Here is a 22,640-nt window from a genome sequence, read left to right on the forward strand (position 1 = left end):
ATCTTTATTACTTTTTTTGTTTTTATCCAAAAACTAAAGATCTTGTGCATTAGCGATTAATTCCGCTATGTCCATTACTTTAACTTGGCCTTCTTTTTCTTGATGTTTAACACCATCTGTTAACATCGTATTGCAAAATGGACAACCTGCAGCAATAATATCTGCTTTAGTCTCCAGCGCATCTTCTGTTCTTTCGACATTGATCTCTTTGTCTCCTGCTTCAGCATCTTTAAACATCTGTGCTCCTCCAGCTCCGCAACATAAACCATTGGCTTTAGAACGTTTCATTTCTACTAATTCCACGTCTAATTTTTGGATCAACTCTCTCGGCGCCTCATAAATTTTATTGGCTCTTCCTAAATAACAAGGATCATGAAAAGTGATGCGTTTTCCTTTAAACTGCCCCCCTTCCACAGTTAACCTTCCATCATCTATTAGTGACTTCAAAAACTCTGTATGATGAATCACCTCGTACTGACCACCCAATTCAGGATATTCATTTTTCAAGGTATTGAAACAATGCGGACAAGCGGTCACAATTTTCTTTGCTTCATAAGCATTTAAGACCTCGATATTCATCATGGCTTGCATTTGAAACAAAAATTCATTTCCCGCGCGTTTTGCAGGATCTCCGGTACAACTCTCTTCAGTACCCAGAACTGCAAAAGAAACATTGGTACGATTTAATATTCGCACAAATGCTTTGGTAATTTTCTTTGCTCTATCATCAAAACTTCCTGCGCAACCTACCCAAAATAACACCTCTGGTTGTTTTCCTTGAGCTAGCATTTCTGCCATTGTTGGCACTACTAAACTTTCTGACATCTCTCTATTTTGTTTAAAGTTTAAAGCCTTTCAAAGTTCCCTTTTTATCAGCTGAAATTTAAAATCTTATTCTATTTATGAGAATTTCTTCACTAGGAATACTTCTTAATTCTCATTTTTCCAATTCAACCTGTCTTGTTGATTGTATGGCCAAGGAGCTCCATTATTCTCTATATTACTCATCATCGCATTTATAGGCATAGGTGCAGCACTTTGCTCCATAACCAAATAACGACGCATATCCATAATAATAGACAATGGACTAATATTCACTGGACATTCTTCCACACAAGCATTACATGAGGTACACGCCCACAATTCCTCTGGTGTAATATAATCGTTTAAAAGTGTTTTATTATCTGGAATAAAAATACCTTTATTAGCGTCTATATTTTTTCCTACTTCTTGTAATCGATCTCTAGTATCCATCATAATTTTACGAGGAGACAATTTTTTACCGGTTTGATTGGCAGGGCAGGATGAAGTACAACGACCGCACTCTGTACACGTATAGGCATTTAACAATTGTACCCAATTCAAATCTTGAACATCGCTAGCACCAAATTTTGCAGGAACTGCATTTGGATCTACTGGAGCTGCCGCAAAAGGATCTGCATTTGGATCCATCATTAACTTCACCTCTTTAGTCACCGACTCTAAGTTGTCAAACTGTCCTTCTGGATTTAAGTTGGCAAAGTAGGTATTAGGGAAAGCCAAAAGAATATGCAAATGCTTTGAAAAGTATAAATAGTTCATAAAAACTAAGATACCCGCTATATGCAACCACCAAAATACTTCCGACAACAACATCACCAATTCATTAGACATTCCATCAAAAATAGGCGCTATGAATTGACTTACCGGAAAACTTCCTGCCTTATGAAAATGAGAAAATCCTCCTGGAACATTTTGTAAATGCAAATCAGAAGCATTCATCAACAAAAACAAGGTCATCAAAACCATCTCAAAATACAAGATGTAATTGGCATCACTTTTAGGAAAGCCTTTTAAGTCTGAACTAATAAAACGCTTTAACCTTACTACATTTCTTCTAATCCAAAAAACACTTACGGCTACCAAAACCAAAAGCGCTAATATCTCGAAAGACCCAATTAAAATATCATAAGCCGTTCCTAAAAAAGCAAAAACTCTATGTGTTCCGAACAAACCATCAATGATGATTTCAAGTAATTCGATATTGATGATTATAAAACCAAGGTAAACTACGATATGTAGCGCTCCTGCTACAGGACGTTTTACCATTTTCGATTGCCCTAAAGCAATCATGGCCATGTTTTTCCAACGTGCTTTAGAATTATCCTTTCGATTGACATCTACTCCTAAGTTAATATTCCGGATGATTTTTTTTACACTCGTCGCAAAAAAACCGAAACCAACAATAAGAAGAATAGCGAATAAAATATTATCTAAATAACTCATCTAATTAATTTTTAGTAGTTGAATCTGCATCTACTGTAGGTGCCACATAAGGTTTATTTTTCTTTCCAAAAAGAGAAACATTTACATAACGTGTAGGATAAAGACGTACATCTTCCAATAACAACTCTAACTCTTTTGAAGTTTTCGTTAAATTAGCATATAAAGCATCATCATTCAATAATTTTCCTGCAGTTCCTTTTCCTGAACTTAAATTACTCATAATACCATCCACTTTAGCCAAAGTTTGGTTTAGGTTTCTAACTGTTTTTCCTAAATCTGCTTTGTTTAAAGAATCTGAGATTTTATTAAAGTTGCTAGACATTTTATTAAAATTAGTCACCACTCCATTAATCTGTGATTTGTTGGTATCTAAGATAGAGTTAATACTACCTGAAGCTTTGTGGAATTGCTCCATTGTTTGACTCAATTCTGCCAAGGTTTTCTTGATATCCTCTTGTCCTTTTTTATCTAACACATGGTTCAATCCTGTCACTAGCGTATCAATATTGACCAACATTTTTTCCAGTTTTTTCTGAATCGGTTCCATTTTACCTCCTAAAGATTCTGTCAATCCTAATTGAACATCAGCTTGCAGTCTTTGTCCTTCCTCAGCCAACTCTTTATCGGCATAATTAGGTAAAATAGCCACTTGTTTTCCACCGATTAAACCTGGTGAATACAAAGATGCTTTACTTGTTTTCGAAATTGGAAAATCCGTTTTTAGTTGCATTTCAACTAATAATTTTCCAGTATTTTCATTGATTTTAATTCCAGTAACTTTTCCAATTACTAGTCCGTTTAAGGTTACCGGTGCTGAAGCTGACAAATCCTCTACATTATCATACTCAACATATAATGTCTTATAATTTGTAAAAAGATCTCTACCTTTTAAAAAACTGTAGCCCCAAATAAATAATAAAATAGACGCAATGACTAAAATAGCCGTTTTAATTTCTCTTGTTAGTTTCAAAATTCTAAATGTTTGTACAAAATTAATATAAATATTCGAACTTGAGGCTATTATTTAATTGCCTCTTGAATACTGATTTTTTCACCATCCTTATACGCAATTAAAAAAGCAGCGCCATATCCTTTACTTTTAGCTTCTTGTAAATATTTTTTAGCATTTTCGTAATCCGAAGTTTCTTGATAGAAATATTTATAAATATTGTTTTCGTACAACATCGTTACATTTTTCAGCCCTTTAAAATTACGTGGCTCTAAAGGTGTTTTTTTGATACTCGCAATAAGCTGTACCTTATAAATGGTTCCTTTTTGCACAATTTTCACAACCGTTGGCGTATCGATGACTTTAGGCTTTACAGGTTTAGAAGTATCTCTTGCTGGCCTTGCCTCTATCAATTCTGGAGCTCCTGAACCAAAATACTCTCTTTTATAACTTAAGATAGCTTGCGCTATAGCCTGAGCAACTTCATCTTGTCCCTCTTCTGAATTCAAAAGATTCCCTTCCGTAGGATTCGAAATAAAACCAGTTTCTACTAAAACTCTAGGCATATATGCTTTGTGCAGTACCATAAATGGTGCTTGCTTCACACCACCATGTCTCAATTTTTTTCCAAGTTTATCAAAGTTATCTTCAATTTTACTTGCCAATGAAATACTGTTATCCAAATACTCTTCTTGCATCAAAGTCATCCCAATCATCGATTCCGGTGAATTAGGATCGTAGCCTTCATATTTACGTTTATAATCTTTCTCTAAAGTAATTACCGAGTTCTCTTTTTTGGCTGCCTCAAGATTCGATGCCGTTTTACTCAAACCCATTACATAGGTCTCAGTACCATCTGCAGCCGTATTTTTGTTCGCATTACAGTGAATCGAAACAAAAATATTCGAATTGGCTCTGTTGGCTATATTGGCCCTTTCAACCAAATCAATAAAAACATCTGTTTTTCGTGTATAAATAACGCCAACATTTGGATTAAGCTCCAATATTTTTCCTACTTTTAACACTATAGCTAAAGCAATGTTTTTTTCGATTCGTCCACTATAAACAGCCCCATTATCATGAGCCCCATGTCCTGCATCAAGAGTTACCTTAAAAACATTGGACTGACTGTACCCACAAAAAGACATTATCGTTAGAAAAAAAGCAAATATTACTTTATTTTTGTTAAATATATTCATAAATCTAAAAGTTAATTTTAATAAACCGCAACTGCTATAATTTTTATAATTGATTATTTTTGACAAAAAATTATATGTAAGTTTGACATGTCAAAAAACAAGCCATACTTTTACAAAAATAGCATTTAAACCTTTGCATACAAACTTATTTAATATCGTTTTGTTATCATTTTTCCTATCATTAGGAGGTGGTAAATTATACTCACAAGAGACAAGAACAAAGAAAACCGCTTTACCAACTGTAAAACAGGCAGATAAGCCAAAACTCACTACAGTTAACACTACAAAAGTGGATAGCATCAAGCCAAAACTAGACAGCATCAAGCCAAAAGTGGACAGCATCAAGCCAAAAAAAGCTTTTCTTGACGGAAAAGTAAAATACAAAGCTAAAGATTATGCTAAGATTGATCAAAAAAAGAAAACCATTACCCTATACAACGAGGCCGAATTATACTATAAAGATGTCGAGTTAAAATCGGGGATCATCGTTCTTGATTACGAAAAGGATGAAGTTTATGCTGGTAGAATAAAAGATTCAGTAGGTGTTTTAAGTCAATATCCCAATTTCAAACAAGGAGCAAGCGAAGTTCAACCTGACTCGATCCGCTTTAATTTTAAGACCAAAAAAGCCTTAATCTACAACTCCAGAACAGAACAAGGTGAATTTAAAATAAAAGCCTCGGTTACCAAAAAAGAAAACGATTCTGTTTATTTTTTAAGAGGTGCGCGTTTCACCACTTCAAAAGATATAGACAATCCTGAATACTATTTCCAAACCAATAAAGTAAAATTCATTCCTGGGAAAAAAGTAATCACTGGTTTAACCAATATGGTTATTGCCGATGTTCCTACCCCCATTGCTTTACCTTTTGCTTATTTCCCAATGAGTCAAGAAAAAAGTATTTCAGGTATTATCCTTCCAAGCTACAACGATTCCAATACCCGAGGTTTTTCTTTGCAAAACATGGGATACTATTTTGCCCTAAGTGATAATTATGATTTAACCGCCCTAGCCGATTATTACACCAACGGTAGTTACGCCATGCGTTTTGAATCCTCTTATGCTAAAAGATATAAATACCGAGGTAATATCAATGTGCGTTTTGAGAATCTCATCAACAGCGAAAGAGGTTATCCGGATTATTCCAAACAAAACATTTACAACATACAGTGGTCGCACTCCAAAGACACCAAATCTACTCCAAATTCTAGCTTTTCTGCTTCGGTGAATATGGGTAGTAGTAAATACTTCAAACAATCTATTAACCAAGCCAACATAGGCTCGAACTTGAATAATACTCTAAGTTCATCTATTTCATACAATAAAACCTTTAACACCATACCGCAAGCTCGTTTCTCATTAACAGCAACGCATTCACAAAATACACAAACCGAACAAATCAACATGACCTTACCAGCACTTCAAGCAAGTGTTGATCGTGTTTACCCTTTTGTTGGTAAAGACGGAATTAAAAAAGGATTCATAAAAAACATCAACTTACAGTACAACTTAAGTGGTAAAAACAATTTCGTTACCACTGACTCTTTGTTTTTCAAACCTCAAATGTTTAGAGATGCTCAAATCGGGATGCAGCATTCGATTCCAATTAGTACCAATTTTAAATTATTCAAATACTTTAGTGCTGGAGCCTCTAGTAACTACCAAGAAACCTGGGTTACCAAAACCGTTCACAAAGAATACAATAATGATTTAAGCACGGTAGAAACCAAAACCGTAAATGGATTTGACGCTTTTAGAACTTATAATTTCAGTACAAACTTAGGAACCACCATTTACGGTACTTTTAATTTTGGTACCGATAAAAAAATCCAATCGATTCGTCACGTCATGCGTCCTTCTATCACCTATGCTTACACACCAAGTTTCGAAAAATATTACGACAACTACGCTGTAGATGCATCAGGAAGAATAACCAACTCTTCCTCTTATACGCGTTTTGAAAATGGTGTTTTTGGCGCTCCCGGCAAAGACAACTCCAATGTCGTAGGATTTGCTTTAAGCAATACTTTTGAAGCCAAAGTAAGAGACCGAGACAGCACAAAGACAGAGCCTAAAAAAATAATGCTGTTAAACAACTTAAACTTCAGCACCAGCTATAACTTTAATGCTAACGGAAGAGAAACTCTAGCTTGGCAACCAGTATTAGTCTCTGGGGGAACTCAGTTTTTTGATAATAAAATGAACATGAACTTTGGAGCTACTTTAGACCCTTACGCTATCGACAATTCAGGCGCTAGAATGAACGTTTTTAACATCGACAATGGCGGAAGTCTCTTTAGAATGACAAGCGCTAATATGACCGTAAACTACTCCTTCTCCAACAAAGGAGATGGAAAAGATGATAAGAACACCCAAAGTCAACGAAACGGAGGTCGTAAAGATGATTTATTCGGTACCAATACTGATTTAAATGATACACGGAAAAGTCAATTCCCCGATGAAAGGGAAGACGATACAGACGTGATTACCGAGTTCTTCAATTCAAAAATCCCTTGGGATATGACCTTAGCTTATTCGCTGACTTATTCCAATATCAATAGAGAGAATAAGATCTCTGGAAATTCCATCATGATTTCAGCCAATATGGACATTACACCAAAATGGAAAGGCGGAATCTCTACTGGTTACGATTTTGTACAAAAAGGAGTTACGTTCACACAATTTCGTTTTGAAAGAGATTTGTTAAGCTGGAGAATGGCCTTTAATTACACACCACTAGGAACGAATTCCAACTGGAATTTCTTTATTGGAATTAAATCTGGAATGCTTAGTGACATTAAATGGAACAAACGAAGCAGCGCAAACCGATAAATCAATCTCGAATACAACTAATCCTTATGAAAAAAATCATCTTTACAGACAAAGCTCCTGCTCCTATTGGACCTTACAACCAAGCCGTATTATCAGGAAACACACTTTATGCCTCAGGTCAAATTGCTATCAATCCAGCTTCAGGAGAACTTGTAACGGAAAACATCCAAGATGAAACCAAACAAGTTATGGAGAACATAGCGGCTATTTTAGAGGCAGCCAATATGACTTTTGAACATGTAGTAAAAGCCACAATCTTTATTATGGATATGAATAATTTTGCCGCAATCAATACCATTTACGGCTCATACTTCAACGAAAAAACCGCTCCAGCACGTGAAACGGTTCAAGTGGCCTGCTTGCCAAAAAATGTAAATGTAGAAATCTCCATCATTGCAGTGCAATAGCGCAATTTTTGCAATAAAAACACTATAAACTTATAAATGCTCTACTTACGTAGAGCATTTTTTATATAAAAAAACCGCTTCCAATCTAGAAACGGTTCAATTGGCTTGTTGGCCAAAATCTATATAAGTTGAAATCTTTATAATTGCAATGCAATAGCGTCCAATAATAATTGTGCCGTTGCTTCATTAGTGGCCAGTGGCACATTATGAACATCGCAAACACGAATTAACATATTAATATCCGCTTCATGTGGATGACTCGATAAGGGATCTTTAAAAAAGAAAACCATCTGCGTAATTCCTTCTGCCACTCTACCTGCAATTTGCGCATCACCTCCTAAAGGACCAGAAAGCATTTTTTGGGTTTTAAATCCTGCTGCTTCAGCTTTTCCTCCAGTAGTTCCGGTTCCAATTAACCTTATTTTTTCATGATGTAAAACGCTGCTGTTTTTAATTAAAAAATTAATTAAATCAGCCTTCTTACCGTCATGTGCAATAATGGCAATTTCCAAAAATCCAGCACTATTGATTGGCAACATGGTACGCAATTAATCCATCAATAGGTCTTCTTAAAACGTTCCCTAATTGAAGTTCATATTTATCAAAAGTTACCTGTAATTCATCTTTCAAATAGAAAGCAATAGAGCCCACAAAATGCACTGGAACATCCTTACAGTTATCAAATTGTTTAATATAGTTTTTAACAAACGATTTCATCCCTTTAGCGATGATCTTTTGGCAAAACTCAGTGTCTTTATGTTTGATTAAAAACTTGGCAAAAGTTGCTAAATACGCGTTCGGATTAGCCTCTTTGTACAATTTGTTTTTAATAAAATCAGGATCTACATCATACTCTTTTTCAAAATCAGCCGCCAAGTCACTTGGCATTTTATTGAAATAATATTTTCTGATTAATTCTTTTCCAAAAACATTTCCACTACAATCATCCATGACGATATACCCTAATGATTGTACTTTTTGATGCAATACTTTTCCATCAAAATAACTACAGTTTGAACCTGTACCTAATATACTAACAATAGCTTCTTCTCCTCTTGGAGTAGTGGCATAAACAGCCGCATAAGTATCTTCCTGAACCTCTACAATAGCATTAACAAAATACTCTTGAAAGATTTGAGAAAGTGCTTTTTTCATTCTATCGGTACCACAACCTGCTCCATAAAAAAACAAATGCGTTGCATTTTTTTTATTTTGCAAAATATCAAAACGATCGTTTAATCTTTCGATAATCTCTGGTGCGTTAAGAATTTCAGGATTTAATCCTAAAGTTTGTGTTGTGAATAATACTTTCCCATTATCATCAATTGCAATCCAATCGGCTTTAGTAGATCCACTATCAACTATTAATTTCATTTTATTTAGTTTTTGGATTAGTCCTTCCCTAATTAAACAAAAGTGTATTCTTTACATTAATTAAAGACGCAACAAAATAACAAAATCCCGTTACTATGAAATAACGGGATTTTGCAGCATGCTATGTTATTATTTTAAACCTGCGATATGCACAGATAAATCAATCAATTTACTAGAGTATCCGTACTCATTATCGTACCAAGACACTAATTTAAAGAAAGTTGAATTCAATCCAATTCCTGCAGTAGCATCAACGATAGAAGTTCTTTTATCAGAAATAAAATCTTGAGATACAACAGCATCTTCAGTATATCCTAAGATCCCTTTCATTGTAGTTTCAGAAGCCGTTTTCAAAACAGCCATGATCTCCTCGTAAGTAGTTTCTTTAGCAAGTTTTACAGTTAAATCTACAACAGAAACGTCAGCAGTAGGTACACGGAAAGACATTCCCGTTAATTTTCCATTCAAAGCAGGAATTACTTTTCCAACCGCTTTAGCAGCCCCTGTTCCAGAAGGAATGATGTTGATGCTAGCAGCACGTCCACCTCTCCAGTCTTTTCTAGAAGGACCATCAGCAGTCATTTGAGTTGAAGTTGTTGCGTGAACAGTAGTCATTAAACCTTCAACAATTTCGAAATTATCATGAATAACTTTAGCTAAAGGAGCTAAACAGTTAGTTGTACAAGAAGCATTAGAAACAACAAGATCAGAAGCTTTTGCAGTTTCATGGTTTACCCCCATTACAAACATTGGAGCATCTGCAGATGGAGCAGAGATGATCACTTTTTTAGCACCACCTTTGATATGCTCATTAGCAGTTTCAATAGTAGTAAAAATACCAGTACATTCAGCAACTACATCAACATCAACTTCGTTCCATTTCAAATCAGCTGGATTTCTCTCAGCAGTGATACGAATGTTTCTTCCGTTTACATAAAGTTTTCCTTCTTTTACTTCTACAGTACCGTCGAAACGACCGTGAACTGAATCATATTTCAATAAGTAAGCTAAGTGATCTACATCTAACAAATCGTTGATTGCTACTACCTCTACATTATCTCTATTGAAAGTTTCTCTAAAAACGATTCTTCCAATACGTCCAAATCCGTTTATTCCTAATTTTACTTTTGACATTTTACTTAATTTTTGCTTTTGTTTTTATTACACTATTTTAAAGTCTAATTTCCTCACAATAAACTTCTTTTCTTTTAATCTTGTATTTTATGTTGACATGATATCAGAGACTCTCAACAACTCTCTATCAATCTCAGACTTACCTTTAATAGCTTGTTCTAACGGAGTTAAAACCACTTTGTCAGCCTGTAAACCTACCATATAATTTGATTTACCTTCAATCAATGATTCTACCGCTTTAACCCCTAAACGGCTAGCTAAAACACGATCAAAACAAGAAGGAGAACCACCACGTTGCATATGTCCTAAAACAGATACTCTAACGTCATACTCTGGTAAGTTAGCTTCCACGTAATCTTTTAGTTCGAATACGTTTTTACCAATTTTATCTCCCTCAGCAATCACCACTATACTAGATGATTTTCCTGAGGCTTTACTTTTTTGAAGTGAATCTAGTAACCTATCTAATCCTAAATCTTCTTCAGGAATAAGAATTTCTTCGGCACCAGCTCCAATTCCAGCATTAAGAGCAATATGTCCAGCATCTCTTCCCATAACCTCTACGAAAAACAATCGGTTATGTGAACTTGCTGTATCTCTAATTTTATCAATACAATCTACAACAGTATTCAGAGCTGTATCATATCCTAAGGTATGACTAGTTCCAAAAATATCATTATCAATTGTACCCGGAATTCCCATTACTGGAAAACCATATTCATTATTAAAAATTAATCCTCCGGTAAAACTTCCATCTCCACCTATTACAACAAGAGCATCCACTCCTGCCTTCACAAGATTCTCATGTGCTTTTTTTCTACCTTCTGGGGTTCTAAACTCAGTTGAGCGAGCCGACTTTAAAATCGTTCCTCCTTTGTTTACAATATTATTTACAGATCGAGGTCCCATTTCTTTGAAATCGCCTTCGATCATCCCTTGATACCCTCTATAAATTCCTATGCACTCTATATTATGATAAGCACACGTTCGAACAACTGATCGTATTGCGGCATTCATTCCAGGAGAATCTCCTCCTGATGTCAGAACACCAACTTTTTTTATTGTTTTTGGCATTATTTAAGTATTAAAAGTGTAAAACTAGCAAACATTCACCAATTTACGGGTTGAATTTATAATAAATTAATAAAATATGTTAAATTCAAACGTTTTCGTTAATAAGTTTTTATAAACGAAAAATTTCATTTAAAATAGTAAAAGCTACTTATTTTAATTTACTCTTTAAAAATAACATTCTTAAAATGAAGTGTTACAAAAATGGTAGTTTAGCACTACGTGTCTACAGCCTAAAAAATCTACCCGTAACACCTGAAGAAAATACTCTTGAGCAGCTGCATTTTAATACAACTGCTCCCAATCCATTAATAATCATTATCAGGTATCAAACCTTGATCATTACCTTGAGGTTGCGTCTGTGGTTGCGGTTTCTTTTGTTCTTCTTTTTTGTTGGCTCTTTTCTTTTTCTTCTCCGACTCCTTTTTACTTGAAAAGTTAAGGTAATCCGGATTCATATACGAATCTTGTAAATCATCTGACGAACTCTTCAGGGCTCTTTCCAGTTTATGATTCTTAAAAATCTTATTCACCAACTCACTAAAGGTATCAAAATCTACCTCATAGGAAATACCTACTCCCTGGGTATATCCAATTCCCTGTCCGATATAATTAATATCATTTTCTTTATTAAACAGACGTAGATTCATCGAACCGTCTTCATTAACTCTATACAATATCTCGATATCACCCACAATTGCAGACTCATTCACCCCTCCAACAGGAACTCCTAACTTACCATTAATGGATATCTTTTCATTAATCTGGGATGAAATATTCGCTACAAATTGTCCATCAGCTTCTTGCCCAATTCGTTTGTCTGCAGAAATAAAATTTAAATTGATATTAAACTTATCATTATCCGATTTAATAATCCCTCCTAACAAACTAGCTGCTGTTTCCGCAAAGGTACCTGACAAATCACTTTGATTAAAACCTTCTGGACTCATAAAAGAACCCGTAGATAACAAATACAAAGCTTGTGTCTGACGAACATCTTTATCGTCTAATTTATACTGTATCTCTGACTTTAAGACATTACTAACCGAAGGAAACTGAATATCAAAATTAGGCTCTGGACTCGCTAAATCTCCCCTTAAACCAATCACCACTTCCACTGGTACCTTTTTATTGAAAGAAGAATTCTCCAGCAATACAGCAGGATTAGCAGAGGTTCTATAAACGGCTTCCAAATTCAATTGCGCTCTCATTGGATTCCCCTCCCAAATAATGGAACCTCCTTTTTTAACCGCGAATTTTTTATCGATTAAACCTCCATATTTAAAGTTATAGGTTCCTTCATAGGCCTGGAAATCTCCCCACATATTAAACTTACCCAACGTATTGATTTTAAACAACAAAGATCCATATCCCTTCCCTTTCATCCCGTGTCCGGAATTACGATCTAAAATTACTTCCACTTCAGCATCAGGGGTAATATCAAAATCAAATTCTAATTCAAGACCATTGTAATTTCTACTTTTATCTACAATTCCATTGGCTAAATTGAATTTTTCTTTTGGTGTTACAAAATGAATCCAACTGCTCTCCCCAACACTTTGTACATTATTGATCGGGATTTTCACTTCTGTTCCTTTCTCTGATTTAGCATCAACTTTGATAAACAACCTATCCGTCGGTCCTTTAATACTGGCTGTACCATTAATGAATGCTGTACCAAAATAGGCTGCATCTTCACTATCTTTAGTATCAAGAGCCAGCAATCGCTTGGAAGCAATGGTTAAATCCAACTTCCAATTAGAAAAATTATGATGTTCAATACTTCCATTTAACAAACCTTTGGTCCCGTACTTACTGTCTGTCAATTGATTATTCCTAAACAAGAACTTTTCATTGGTTACATCAATAACCGTACGATCGGTCAACTCATAATCCGTATTCAAATAAGGAATGGTCATTCCGGCTTTCTCTACGTATAATCTTCCGTTTACTTCGGGCTTATTCATATTGCCGACTATAGCCGCATTTCCAGAAACAGTTCCCCTAATATTAGACAACACATCTCCTCCAACAGTTCCTAAAGTAGCCAGGTTAAAGCCTGCTAATTTCAGATTCAGATCTAAAAAAGTTTCTTTGTTTTCCACAGCAAAAGTTCCATTAGCCCTAAAGGATTCCGTAAAACCATTTTGTATCGAAGAGTTAATAGTGAACTTTCTAAAACTTTCATCTCCTGAGATATCAAAATTTAAGTCTCCCAAATCAATATTATTCAAGTTAAGATGATCAATAACAATAGAAGCTGTGGGCTGGTAGGTGTTCTTGTTTTGTTTGTAATTAACACTACCGTTCAAATTACCATTAAAAACAAACTTATTATTCAAAGGGGTCACCTTATTAATGTCTACATCTTCAAAATTCAGGACGATGTCCTTATAATCTTTTCCTTTAATGACTCCGTTCAAATCAATCTTTTGATTTTCATGAGACAAAACGATATTATTAAACGAAAAGTTCTTGAAATTTTGATCAAAAACAATCTGATTTTCATCATCCGCATCTTCATTTAAATACCATAAATAGTCTTTAAATTTCATTTCAGATTTCTTAATCCCTACGATATTGTTCTTATTTTTATCAATAGTATGATACAAATCCAGATTAAAGTAATCCTCCCCTTGATTCCCTCCTTTAAACTCAGAACGCACAAACAAGGTATCTTTTGAAGTTACATTAATCAAACTAAAATCACGTACCTTATAATAAGGTGTTTTAATACTGTCCAATTCGATATACGCATTATAAAGTGCATTTTTATTATCAATGCTCACTCGGATATTGTCAAAGGTATTTTTAGCCGCGGTAATCTGTTGCGACTTAAAACCGAATTTGAATTCTTGTAAATCGGAATCAATCTTACCACGCACCACTGTACTGGAATCAATTTTAATATCCGGATACATCATCTCGACTACTTTATTATAGACGTGAAAATTGAAACGCAAAAATTGCCCTTTTTTAACCTTATAAGGCTTGTAATTTGTATACAGACTTCCGACGGAATTCATCACTAATTTATCCAATTGGGCGAACTGAAATTTACCTACTATCTTTCCATCTACTACATCAGTCGAATTCACAGTTATCGTACGTAATCTATCAGCATCAAAACTCGAACTAATAGCCACTTCATCAAAAGCATAAGTCGCTTTTGGATTTTGATACACTGCATCTTTAAGATAGACTTTTCCTTGAAGATTTTCAATCGAGTTTCCTGTAACGGCCACAATTGCATCCCCTTTAAAAGAAGAAATCGAATCGTTTATAAATTTAAGTTTTCGCAAATCAGCATTGTCGACTTTGATATGAAAATCATACTTACTTTCGCGTTTACTTAAATCAACCAAACCATCGAAGGTTAAATTTAGATTGGGATCATTTACAGAAAGCTGTCCTTTATAATAAGGCAATTTAAAATTCCCATTGACCACTATATTATTATAGGTATACTGATTATAATCAAATTTTGATATATCCCCTTTTATCACCGTGTTGAGATACTTCTCTGTAAAACCAACACCCTCAACATCTAAATTTAAAGTGGTTTTACCCATATCCTTTCGATCCAACAACGCACCAATATTAAAATTATCCAAGATAATATTCCCCGAATAGGCCGCTTTATCGATAAAATCGATATGGTTCATCGTCAAAACTGCTTGACCGTTTCCTAGAGCCGTAGTCATTTTAAAGTCGGCCTCTAAATCAGTTGTGGATACTTTTGTCTTCCCTACGATATTAAAACCTCCCAGTTTCTGAAGTTCTTTTGGGAGTTTTTTACCCAGTATATTGGGCAATAAAACCACTATATTATCATAGCTGGAAACTAATTTGTCAAATTTTCCATCCATCGAAAATTTTTGGGCTTTAGTTCCTAAAAGGTTGTTGAAATGAAGCGTTCCTACAATTTTAGAACCATTGGTATCGCTAAGTTTAAGATGTCTTAAATTAAGATCATTAAGAGTCCCTCTGATTTTTGTTTTGATTTTAAAATGCTGGTTTTTGCCTAATTCATTATAAAAATAACGAATATCATTTGAGGCAATTGAAGCAGAATCTAGTGCGACATTAAATTTTACTTTATCGGTAAAATGCAAAAAATCTTCAATTTTGTAGTTCAAGATGGCTTGACCATAAATCCAAGATCTTTTGGTTTTAATTGCCAAATTATCCACTTTTATTTGCTTTTTAGTATAGCTAAACTTGCCCGTAAAATTGGAAACATACAACCCGCGATGGTCTAAAAAAGAAAACCTATGAATGGTGGTATTCACATCTGGACCATACAATTTAAAGTCACTGATGTAGGCGTTTAATTTTTTAAAATCCAAAAACTTTGGTGTTGTTTTATTCTCATCTACTACAGAAAAATTACCGTCCGCGATATATCCATTTTTGGCCGTTAATAAAAAGTGCTTACTCGATTTAGCCCTTTTAGGACTTGTCTCAAATCGCTTAATAAACTTATTGATATTATTCTCGTCTTCGTTTTTATAGGTTTTCAAATTAAAAATCAAACCCGTTAACCGAACATCACCAAAAATTAAATCACCTTCTACTAATCGATTTAAACTTAAAATATCCGTGGTAATGATATCGGCATAAATCAAGGTTCTTTTATGATGGTCTAAAATCAATACTTTTTTAAGTTTAGCACCTCCAAAAATATTAAGCGCCACTTTATCTATAGTAATATCGGTTTTAAAATCTTTGTTAAGAGAGGTGGTAATAGCACGTGCAATTCTAGTTTGCACAGCCGGCAAAGACAAAATGATAGCCAGGGCTAACAAAAGTAAAATTAACCCAATAAGGGTGCGAGATACTATTTTCTTTACTTTTCTGATAGCTGCTTTTATTTTAGTTTTCTTTTTTAATTTATTTTGAACAGACAAAGAACGACTGTTTTGATAAAAATTCTTTAATTTTGGCTTTTATTCCATCAAATAAAAAAAAATTGATTGGTCAAATATAATTCAAAATTCGTGCCTTTATATGCAAAATTCAGAGGTTTTTATTCTTGCCATCGAAAGTTCTTGCGATGATACTGCCGCTGCAGTTTTACATAACGATAAAGTACTCTCAAATGTTGTTGCCAACCAGTTAATTCACAATCAATATGGTGGTGTTGTTCCAGAATTAGCCTCTAGAGCACATCAACAAAACATTGTTCCCGTAATTGATGCAGCACTTCGTAAAGCAAATATACAAAAAGAACAACTAACTGCCATTGCCTTTACACAAGGACCTGGTTTAATGGGATCTTTATTAGTAGGGAGTTCTTTTAGTAAATCATTAGCACTGGCTTTAAAAGTACCCTTAATAGCTGTTAATCATATGCATGCGCATATACTAGCCCATTTCATAGATGAAGAGGGTTTCGACAAACCAGAATTTCCGTTCTTAGCGCTTACCATTAGCGGTGGCCATACCCAAATCGTAAAAGTAAATGGTTTCTTTGATATGGAAATTATAGGCGAAACCACCGATGATGCTGTTGGAGAAGCTTTTGATAAAAGCGCCAAAATTCTTGGCCTTCCTTATCCAGGTGGTCCCCTAGTGGATAAATACGCCCAAGAGGGAAACCCAAAGGCTTTCGCTTTTACAAAACCAAAAGTTCCGGGACTAAATTTTAGTTTCTCTGGATTAAAAACCGCAATTTTATACTTCATTCAGAAGAAAAAAATAGAGAACCCCAATTTCATCGAAGAAAACCTAAATGATATTTGTGCTTCTATTCAATATACTATTATTGAAATTTTGATGGATAAATTGAAACTAGCGGTAAAAGAAACAGGAATTAAGCAAATTGCCATTGGCGGTGGTGTCTCTGCTAATTCAGGCATCAGAAACCGTCTCAAAGAAAGTGAAGGCAAATACGGTTGGAAAACCTTTGTGCCCAAATTTGAATACACAACCGATAACGCCGCAATGATAGGAATTGTGGGATATCAAAAATATTTATCAAGCCGTTTTGAAACTTCAGAAGTAGTTTCAAAAGCGCGAATCCAATTTTAAACTATGCAATTATTTTATAATCCAGATATCGACCAAACTACCGAAGCTTTTTCTTTTGACAAAGAAGAAAGTCGACATATTATTAAGGTCTTACGCAAAAAAGATTCCGATATCTTACACGTTACCAATGGCGCAGGGCTATTGTTTGAAACTCAAATCACCTTAGCTTCTGATAACAAATGTATGGTTCAAGTACTTTCGATCACAGCGGCTGAAAAACCAAAATTTCATTTGCATCTAGCTGTGGCTCCTACTAAAATGAATGATCGTTTTGAATGGTTTTTAGAAAAGGCTACCGAAATTGGTATTGGAGAAATCACGCCTGTATTTTGTGATCGTTCGGAACGAAAAGTAGTCAATTTAGAGCGATTTGAAAAAATCATTCTATCGGCAATGAAACAATCCAATGAAACGTATTTGCCCAAATTAAATGAGGCTATATCGTTTAAAGAATTCATCAAACAGCAAAATGAAGGCCTGCAATTAATTGCGCATTGCGAAGAAACCGATAAAAAAACACTGAAAGAAATTCTGAAACCCAACCAAAATGTAACCATCTTGATTGGTCCTGAGGGTGATTTTTCTGAAAAAGAAATTGCATTGGCATTAGAAAACAATTACCAGCCTGTAGCCTTAGGAAATACACGTTTGAGAACGGAAACCGCAGCCATAGTAGCCTGTCATAGTGTTGTTTTCTTCAATGAAAATTCAAATTAATTGATGCCTAAATCAGTATGAAAAAACTTTTTATTTTGTTTTTATTAAGTTCAATTTCTTCCTTTTCGCAGGAGATTGCTTTATTAAAATACAGCGGTGGTGGGGATTGGTATGCCAATCCTACCTCCCTACCCAACTTAATTAAGTTTTGCAATGCTAACATCAATACCAAAATAAAAGCAAAACCCTCAACGGTTGAACCCAGCAATCCTGATTTACTTTCCTATCCTTTTGTTCACATGACAGGACACGGAAATGTCGTTTTCAGTGATGCGGATATAAGCAATCTTCGAAATTATTTAAACGGTGGGGGCTTTCTTCATATTGATGATAATTACGGAATGGATCAATACATCCGAAAAGAAATCAAAAAACTATTCCCCAACAATACTTTGGTCGAACTTCCGGCCAATCATCCTTTATTTCAAAAGCCTTTTCCTTTCCCTAATGGATTACCTAAAATCCATGAACATGACGGAACGCGCGCACAAGCCTTTGGCATTTTTATTGAAAACAAATTGGTTTTATTGTATACCTATGAATCTGATTTAGGTGATGGATGGGAAGATCCTGAAGTACATAATGATCCCAAAGAAGTTAGAGATAAGGCCTTAAAAATGGGCGCTAACATTATCAATTATATTTTTACCAACTAAATTTACAAAAGTGCAACTTACTCACCAGGAAAATCAATTTGAGAGAAAAACGTTTCCCATAACAATCGTTTGTGACCATATTTATTTTCAACAGAATATTGGCTCACTTTTTAGAATTGCAGAAGCATTTGGAGTTGAAAATATTATTTTTCTAGGCAAAGATATCCCGCTCACACCACGTAAAATCAATAAAACTTCCAGAAGTACGCATCTTCATGTAGCCCATAGCGTTATAGAGGAAACAGTCGAGTTAGTGGACTACTTACTTGAAAATGACTTTGAAATTATTGCTTTAGAAATCGCAAGCAACAGCAAACCTTTAAAGGAGGTTCTACTTCCCGAAAACAAAAAAATAGCCCTTTTGATTGGAAGTGAAATTGATGGGATTTCAGAACCACTTTTAAAAATTTCGAACCAAATAGTTCACATCAATATGTTCGGAAAAAACAGTAGTATGAATGTTGTACAAGCTACCAGTATCGCTTTGTACGAATTTACATCCTAACAAATACAGCCTTCCTTTTTATAAAAACCAGACTTCATAAGACTTTGTTAAAATTTTGCTAATTAATTTGAAATAAAATTTTGCAGCATAATAATTTTGTTATAAAATTGCGTTAATATTTAACCAAACAACCATTTTATAACAAAAACCCAAATTATTATGAAAAAAGTTCTTTTTTCCGCAGTTACAGCACTATTACTGTTTTCTTGCCAAAATGACCAGACAGAATCATCCGATTCAGACGCAAACGCAGTAGCTCGACGCGGTTGTGCGACTCAAGAAGTATTTGAAGAACAATTGAAAGCTGACCCTACCTTAGCGATCAGAATGAATGAAATTGAAGATTTTACTACCAATCGCATGTTGACCAATCGTTTGGTTAATGGTAAAATCGAAATTCCTGTAGTTGTTAATGTATTGTACAGAACTGCAGCTGAAAACATTTCAGATGCGCAAATACAAACGCAAATCGATGTTTTAAATGCCGACTTTAATGCTACAAATTCAGACTACAATGATGTCCCAGCTTTATTCTCAGGAGTTAAAGCCAATGTGGGCATTACCTTTGTTTTAGAAAAAATCAACAGAAAATCAACGACCAAATCGTCTTGGGGAACTAGAGATGCGATGAAGAAAACCAAACAAGGAGGTTTAGATCCTACATCACCTACTACTAAATTAAACTTATGGGCTTGCACCATTGGTGGTGGAATTTTAGGATACGCTCAATTTCCAGGAGGAGCATCAACAACAGACGGAGTAGTTATCGATTCTAAATACTTTGGTCTTTCAGGATCTGGAAGTTATCCTTATAACTTAGGAAGAACAGCGACTCATGAGGTAGGACACTGGATGAACCTACGTCATATTTGGGGAGATGCAGCCTGTGGTAGCGATCAAGTAGCAGATACACCAACGCATAACGCTGCAAATTATGGAGTACCAGCGTACCCACATTTAAGTACTTGCCCAGGAACACCTGTAGAAATGACCATGAACTACATGGATTATACAGACGATAGAGGTATGTATATGTTTTCAATAGGACAAAAAGACAGAATGGCCGCCATATTTACTTCTGGTGGACCTAGAGCTGGTTTTGGCATCTAAAAAACACTAAAAACCAAATATTAAAAGCGAGATGTTTTCATCTCGCTTTTTTTTGTTTGCAACTGAATTATAAAAGCTTTTTCCTATATTTATAATCTAAATTACAAGCATGATATCATCTAAAGTCATTTCCAACGGAATTTTAAGATCTATTGCATCCATCTTAGTTGTGTGCCTTATTCTTTACTTTTTGTACCGTATACAAACCGTTATTGTTTACCTATGTATTTCACTAATATTATGCCTGATTGCTAATCCAGTAGTCCTGTTTCTAAAGAATAAATTAAAATTCAGCAATTCACTTGCCGCCACGGCAACCATCATCTTTTTTATATTGATGATGATTGGCTTTATCTTATTGTTTGTACCCTTAATTATTTCCCAGGCTAACAATTTATCTTTACTAGATACCCAAGCCCTTCAAAAGCAATTCATAGAAATGGAGCATAGTTTAGAAACCTACTTCAATATTCAACATCTAGATTTAAATAAAGTCATTAAAGAATCAAAAGTAACTTCCATGTTAGATTTTAGTTACTTCACAGGTTTTATCAACTCCATCATCAACTTTATGGCCGATATGGGAATGGGGTTAGTTTCAGTGTTTTTCATCACTTTCTTCTTTATCAAGGATCAAGAAATATTTAAAGTTACAGCCCAAAAAATACTTCCTGACACTAACGAAGACAAAATTCTAAACTCCATTACGAAAATCAACCATTTATTAACGCGCTACTTCATTGGCTTACTACTTCAATTAACTGTTGTTTTTATACTCTATTTAATTGTACTGGTCATTTTTGGAAATAAAAATGCTTTTGTCATTGCTTTCTTGTGTGCTATTTTGAATGTTATTCCCTATATCGGTCCTATAATCGGAACGGTATTAGCGGGTATTTTAACTATGATTAGCTTAATTGGTCACGACTTTCAATCTGAAATTTTACCAAAAACCATTTATATAATTATCGGATTTCTTCTGGTTCAGGCTATTGATAACAACATTAGCCAGCCTATAATTTCATCAAAAAGTGTAAATTCGCACCCGTTAGAAATATTCCTGATTACTATAATTAGTGGGATCACTTTTGGAATCGCCGGAATGATTGTTGCCATTCCTGTTTTCACAATGCTCAAAGTGATTTTAAAAGAATTTTTTCCTAACAATAAAATTGTCTCCGTATTAACCGAAAGAATTTAACATTGAACACCTCTCTTTTAAGTCCCGATATTCAAGAATTTATAACTCAAAATAGCGGTGCTGCAATTGCCAAATTAGCGCTTCAGAAAAATCCATTTCCCACCATAGATTGGATTTTAATTTTAAATCAAATTGAAGCTAAGACCAAAGCAAAGGACAAATTACCTACTTGGTTTTCGACAGAGAACATCCTTTATCCAAGTAAAATTTCCGTTGAACAAACCTCATCTGAAAAAACAGCTGCTTATAAAGCTTCTTTAATTTCAGGAAAAACACTAATTGATCTCACTGGAGGCTTTGGAGTAGACGATTACTACTTTTCCCAAAAATTTAAAGTCGTTGCTCATTGCGAAATAAACGAAGATTTATCGGGTATCGTCCAACATAATTTTCAGCAATTGGGTGTGAAGAATTGTTTTTGTTATGCCGGTGATTCAGCTCACACATTAAAGGAATCAGATCTCAAATGGGATTGGATTTATATTGATCCTTCCCGAAGAAATGATGCTAAGGGTAAAGTTTTTATGCTCAAAGATTGTTTACCAAATGTTCCGGACTCTTTGGATTTTTACTTTGAAAAAGCGGATTCCATTTTAATTAAGACCGCTCCCTTACTAGACATTTCTGCAGCTCTATCGGAATTAAAATTCGTGAAAAACATCCATATCATAGCACTTGAAAACGAAGTTAAAGAACTACTTTTTGAAATTCACAATCAGTATTCAGGGGCCATTACTATAAAAACAGCCAATATTTTAAAAGACAAAATAGAAACTTTTGAATTTATTTTGGATCAAGAAAAAGAATCTCCTTCGTATGATATACCTCAAAAATATCTGTACGAACCTAATTCGTCCATTATGAAGTCTGGTGGTTTTGATCAAGTTAGCACACACTTTCATATAAACAAACTTCATAAACATTCACATCTCTATACCTCAGAAGACTTAATCGACTTTCCTGGACGCGTATTTGCAATTGAAAAGACAATCCCATACAACAAGAATGAGATGAAAACAGCCTTCGCTAATGGGCAGGCCAACATAACTACCCGAAATTTTCCTGATACCGTAGAAAACATTCGAAAGAAATGGAAAATAAAAAATGGAGGTAATCTCTATTGTTTTTTTACAACTGATAAAAATGATCACAAAATAGTTTTAATTTGCACAAAAATATCTTAAAA

Annotated in this window: 18 protein-coding genes; 9 read left to right on the forward strand and 9 right to left on the reverse strand. The window is 34.6% G+C overall.

Annotation, left to right across the window (positions count from 1 at the left end):
* Positions 1 to 33: 33 nt before the first annotated feature.
* The 4 genes from AC51AA_RS07175 to AC51AA_RS07190 all read right to left on the reverse strand — a co-directional run bounded on the left by AC51AA_RS07175 (position 34) and on the right by AC51AA_RS07190 (position 4,413).
* On the reverse strand, positions 34 to 825 hold the full coding sequence (locus tag AC51AA_RS07175) for a (Fe-S)-binding protein (protein ID WP_500705182.1): 792 nt from the start codon (positions 823 to 825) through the stop codon (positions 34 to 36).
* 105 nt (positions 826 to 930) lie between these two features.
* A complete protein-coding gene (locus tag AC51AA_RS07180; RefSeq protein ID WP_500705184.1) occupies positions 931 to 2,265 on the reverse strand; it encodes a 4Fe-4S dicluster domain-containing protein in 1,335 nt (444 codons plus the stop codon).
* Between the two features lie 4 nt (positions 2,266 to 2,269).
* The gene (locus AC51AA_RS07185) at positions 2,270 to 3,235 is read right to left on the reverse strand and encodes an MlaD family protein (protein WP_500705186.1); all 966 of its coding nucleotides are present in this window, start codon (positions 3,233 to 3,235) and stop codon (positions 2,270 to 2,272) included.
* A gap of 50 nt (positions 3,236 to 3,285) precedes the next feature.
* Positions 3,286 to 4,413 (reverse strand): N-acetylmuramoyl-L-alanine amidase family protein, encoded by a 1,128-nt coding sequence (locus AC51AA_RS07190; RefSeq protein WP_500705187.1) that lies wholly within the window; start codon positions 4,411 to 4,413, stop codon positions 3,286 to 3,288.
* A 49-nt stretch (positions 4,414 to 4,462) separates the two neighbouring features.
* Between AC51AA_RS07190 and AC51AA_RS07195 the strand changes: the two genes are divergently transcribed.
* Together AC51AA_RS07195 and AC51AA_RS07200 are read left to right on the forward strand one after the other, a co-directional pair.
* Positions 4,463 to 7,246, forward strand: a complete 2,784-nt coding sequence (locus AC51AA_RS07195) for a putative LPS assembly protein LptD (protein ID WP_500705189.1) — start codon at positions 4,463 to 4,465, stop codon at positions 7,244 to 7,246.
* Between the two features lie 26 nt (positions 7,247 to 7,272).
* On the forward strand, positions 7,273 to 7,653 hold the full coding sequence (locus AC51AA_RS07200) for a RidA family protein (RefSeq protein WP_500705191.1): 381 nt from the start codon (positions 7,273 to 7,275) through the stop codon (positions 7,651 to 7,653).
* A 137-nt stretch (positions 7,654 to 7,790) separates the two neighbouring features.
* Here the strand turns inward: AC51AA_RS07200 and AC51AA_RS07205 are convergent, their stop codons facing one another.
* The 5 genes from AC51AA_RS07205 to AC51AA_RS07225 all read right to left on the reverse strand — a co-directional run bounded on the left by AC51AA_RS07205 (position 7,791) and on the right by AC51AA_RS07225 (position 16,019).
* Positions 7,791 to 8,165 (reverse strand): methylglyoxal synthase, encoded by a 375-nt coding sequence (locus AC51AA_RS07205; protein WP_500705620.1) that lies wholly within the window; start codon positions 8,163 to 8,165, stop codon positions 7,791 to 7,793.
* Between the two features lie 10 nt (positions 8,166 to 8,175).
* Complete coding sequence (locus AC51AA_RS07210) at positions 8,176 to 9,027, reverse strand: N-acetylglucosamine kinase (RefSeq protein ID WP_500705193.1); 852 nt, start codon at positions 9,025 to 9,027, stop codon at positions 8,176 to 8,178.
* A 129-nt stretch (positions 9,028 to 9,156) separates the two neighbouring features.
* Positions 9,157 to 10,161 (reverse strand): type I glyceraldehyde-3-phosphate dehydrogenase, encoded by a 1,005-nt coding sequence (gene gap, locus AC51AA_RS07215; protein WP_500705195.1) that lies wholly within the window; start codon positions 10,159 to 10,161, stop codon positions 9,157 to 9,159.
* 87 nt (positions 10,162 to 10,248) lie between these two features.
* Positions 10,249 to 11,235 (reverse strand): 6-phosphofructokinase, encoded by a 987-nt coding sequence (pfkA, locus tag AC51AA_RS07220; RefSeq protein ID WP_500705197.1) that lies wholly within the window; start codon positions 11,233 to 11,235, stop codon positions 10,249 to 10,251.
* Positions 11,236 to 11,540: 305 nt separating this feature from the next.
* Positions 11,541 to 16,019 (reverse strand): translocation/assembly module TamB domain-containing protein, encoded by a 4,479-nt coding sequence (locus AC51AA_RS07225; protein ID WP_500705621.1) that lies wholly within the window; start codon positions 16,017 to 16,019, stop codon positions 11,541 to 11,543.
* A 223-nt stretch (positions 16,020 to 16,242) separates the two neighbouring features.
* Here AC51AA_RS07225 and tsaD point away from each other — a divergent pair, with 223 nt between their 5' ends.
* From tsaD to AC51AA_RS07260, 7 genes are all read left to right on the forward strand, one after another.
* Positions 16,243 to 17,265, forward strand: coding sequence for a tRNA (adenosine(37)-N6)-threonylcarbamoyltransferase complex transferase subunit TsaD (gene tsaD / locus AC51AA_RS07230; RefSeq protein WP_500705199.1), 1,023 nt, complete (start codon positions 16,243 to 16,245; stop codon positions 17,263 to 17,265).
* Between the two features lie 3 nt (positions 17,266 to 17,268).
* Positions 17,269 to 17,982: a 16S rRNA (uracil(1498)-N(3))-methyltransferase gene (locus AC51AA_RS07235; RefSeq protein WP_500705201.1), complete on the forward strand. Its 714-nt coding sequence runs from the start codon at positions 17,269 to 17,271 to the stop codon at positions 17,980 to 17,982.
* 17 nt (positions 17,983 to 17,999) lie between these two features.
* Entirely contained in the window at positions 18,000 to 18,638 is a 639-nt protein-coding gene (locus tag AC51AA_RS07240) for a DUF4159 domain-containing protein (RefSeq protein WP_500705203.1), read from the forward strand.
* Between the two features lie 10 nt (positions 18,639 to 18,648).
* The gene (locus AC51AA_RS07245; RefSeq protein WP_500705206.1) at positions 18,649 to 19,143 is read left to right on the forward strand and encodes a TrmH family RNA methyltransferase; all 495 of its coding nucleotides are present in this window, start codon (positions 18,649 to 18,651) and stop codon (positions 19,141 to 19,143) included.
* A gap of 159 nt (positions 19,144 to 19,302) precedes the next feature.
* On the forward strand, positions 19,303 to 20,253 hold the full coding sequence (locus tag AC51AA_RS07250) for a zinc metalloprotease (protein ID WP_500705207.1): 951 nt from the start codon (positions 19,303 to 19,305) through the stop codon (positions 20,251 to 20,253).
* Between the two features lie 109 nt (positions 20,254 to 20,362).
* Entirely contained in the window at positions 20,363 to 21,454 is a 1,092-nt protein-coding gene (locus AC51AA_RS07255) for an AI-2E family transporter (protein WP_500705209.1), read from the forward strand.
* Between the two features lie 2 nt (positions 21,455 to 21,456).
* Complete coding sequence (locus AC51AA_RS07260) at positions 21,457 to 22,638, forward strand: THUMP-like domain-containing protein (protein WP_500705211.1); 1,182 nt, start codon at positions 21,457 to 21,459, stop codon at positions 22,636 to 22,638.
* Positions 22,639 to 22,640: the final 2 nt, after the last annotated feature.

Source organism: Flavobacterium sp. OHVDL-2026-0007, from assembly GCF_059882335.1.

Coding starts and splice junctions, on each gene's coding strand:
- AC51AA_RS07175 (WP_500705182.1), bottom strand. CDS start 825: ATGTCAGAAAGTTTAGTAGTGCCAACAATGGCAGAAATGCTAGCTCAA.
- AC51AA_RS07180 (WP_500705184.1), bottom strand. CDS start 2,265: ATGAGTTATTTAGATAATATTTTATTCGCTATTCTTCTTATTGTTGGT.
- AC51AA_RS07190 (WP_500705187.1), bottom strand. CDS start 4,413: ATGAATATATTTAACAAAAATAAAGTAATATTTGCTTTTTTTCTAACG.
- AC51AA_RS07200 (WP_500705191.1), top strand. CDS start 7,273: ATGAAAAAAATCATCTTTACAGACAAAGCTCCTGCTCCTATTGGACCT.
- AC51AA_RS07210 (WP_500705193.1), bottom strand. CDS start 9,027: ATGAAATTAATAGTTGATAGTGGATCTACTAAAGCCGATTGGATTGCA.
- gap (WP_500705195.1), bottom strand. CDS start 10,161: ATGTCAAAAGTAAAATTAGGAATAAACGGATTTGGACGTATTGGAAGA.
- pfkA (WP_500705197.1), bottom strand. CDS start 11,235: ATGCCAAAAACAATAAAAAAAGTTGGTGTTCTGACATCAGGAGGAGAT.
- tsaD (WP_500705199.1), top strand. CDS start 16,243: ATGCAAAATTCAGAGGTTTTTATTCTTGCCATCGAAAGTTCTTGCGAT.
- AC51AA_RS07235 (WP_500705201.1), top strand. CDS start 17,269: ATGCAATTATTTTATAATCCAGATATCGACCAAACTACCGAAGCTTTT.
- AC51AA_RS07240 (WP_500705203.1), top strand. CDS start 18,000: ATGAAAAAACTTTTTATTTTGTTTTTATTAAGTTCAATTTCTTCCTTT.
- AC51AA_RS07250 (WP_500705207.1), top strand. CDS start 19,303: ATGAAAAAAGTTCTTTTTTCCGCAGTTACAGCACTATTACTGTTTTCT.
- AC51AA_RS07255 (WP_500705209.1), top strand. CDS start 20,363: ATGATATCATCTAAAGTCATTTCCAACGGAATTTTAAGATCTATTGCA.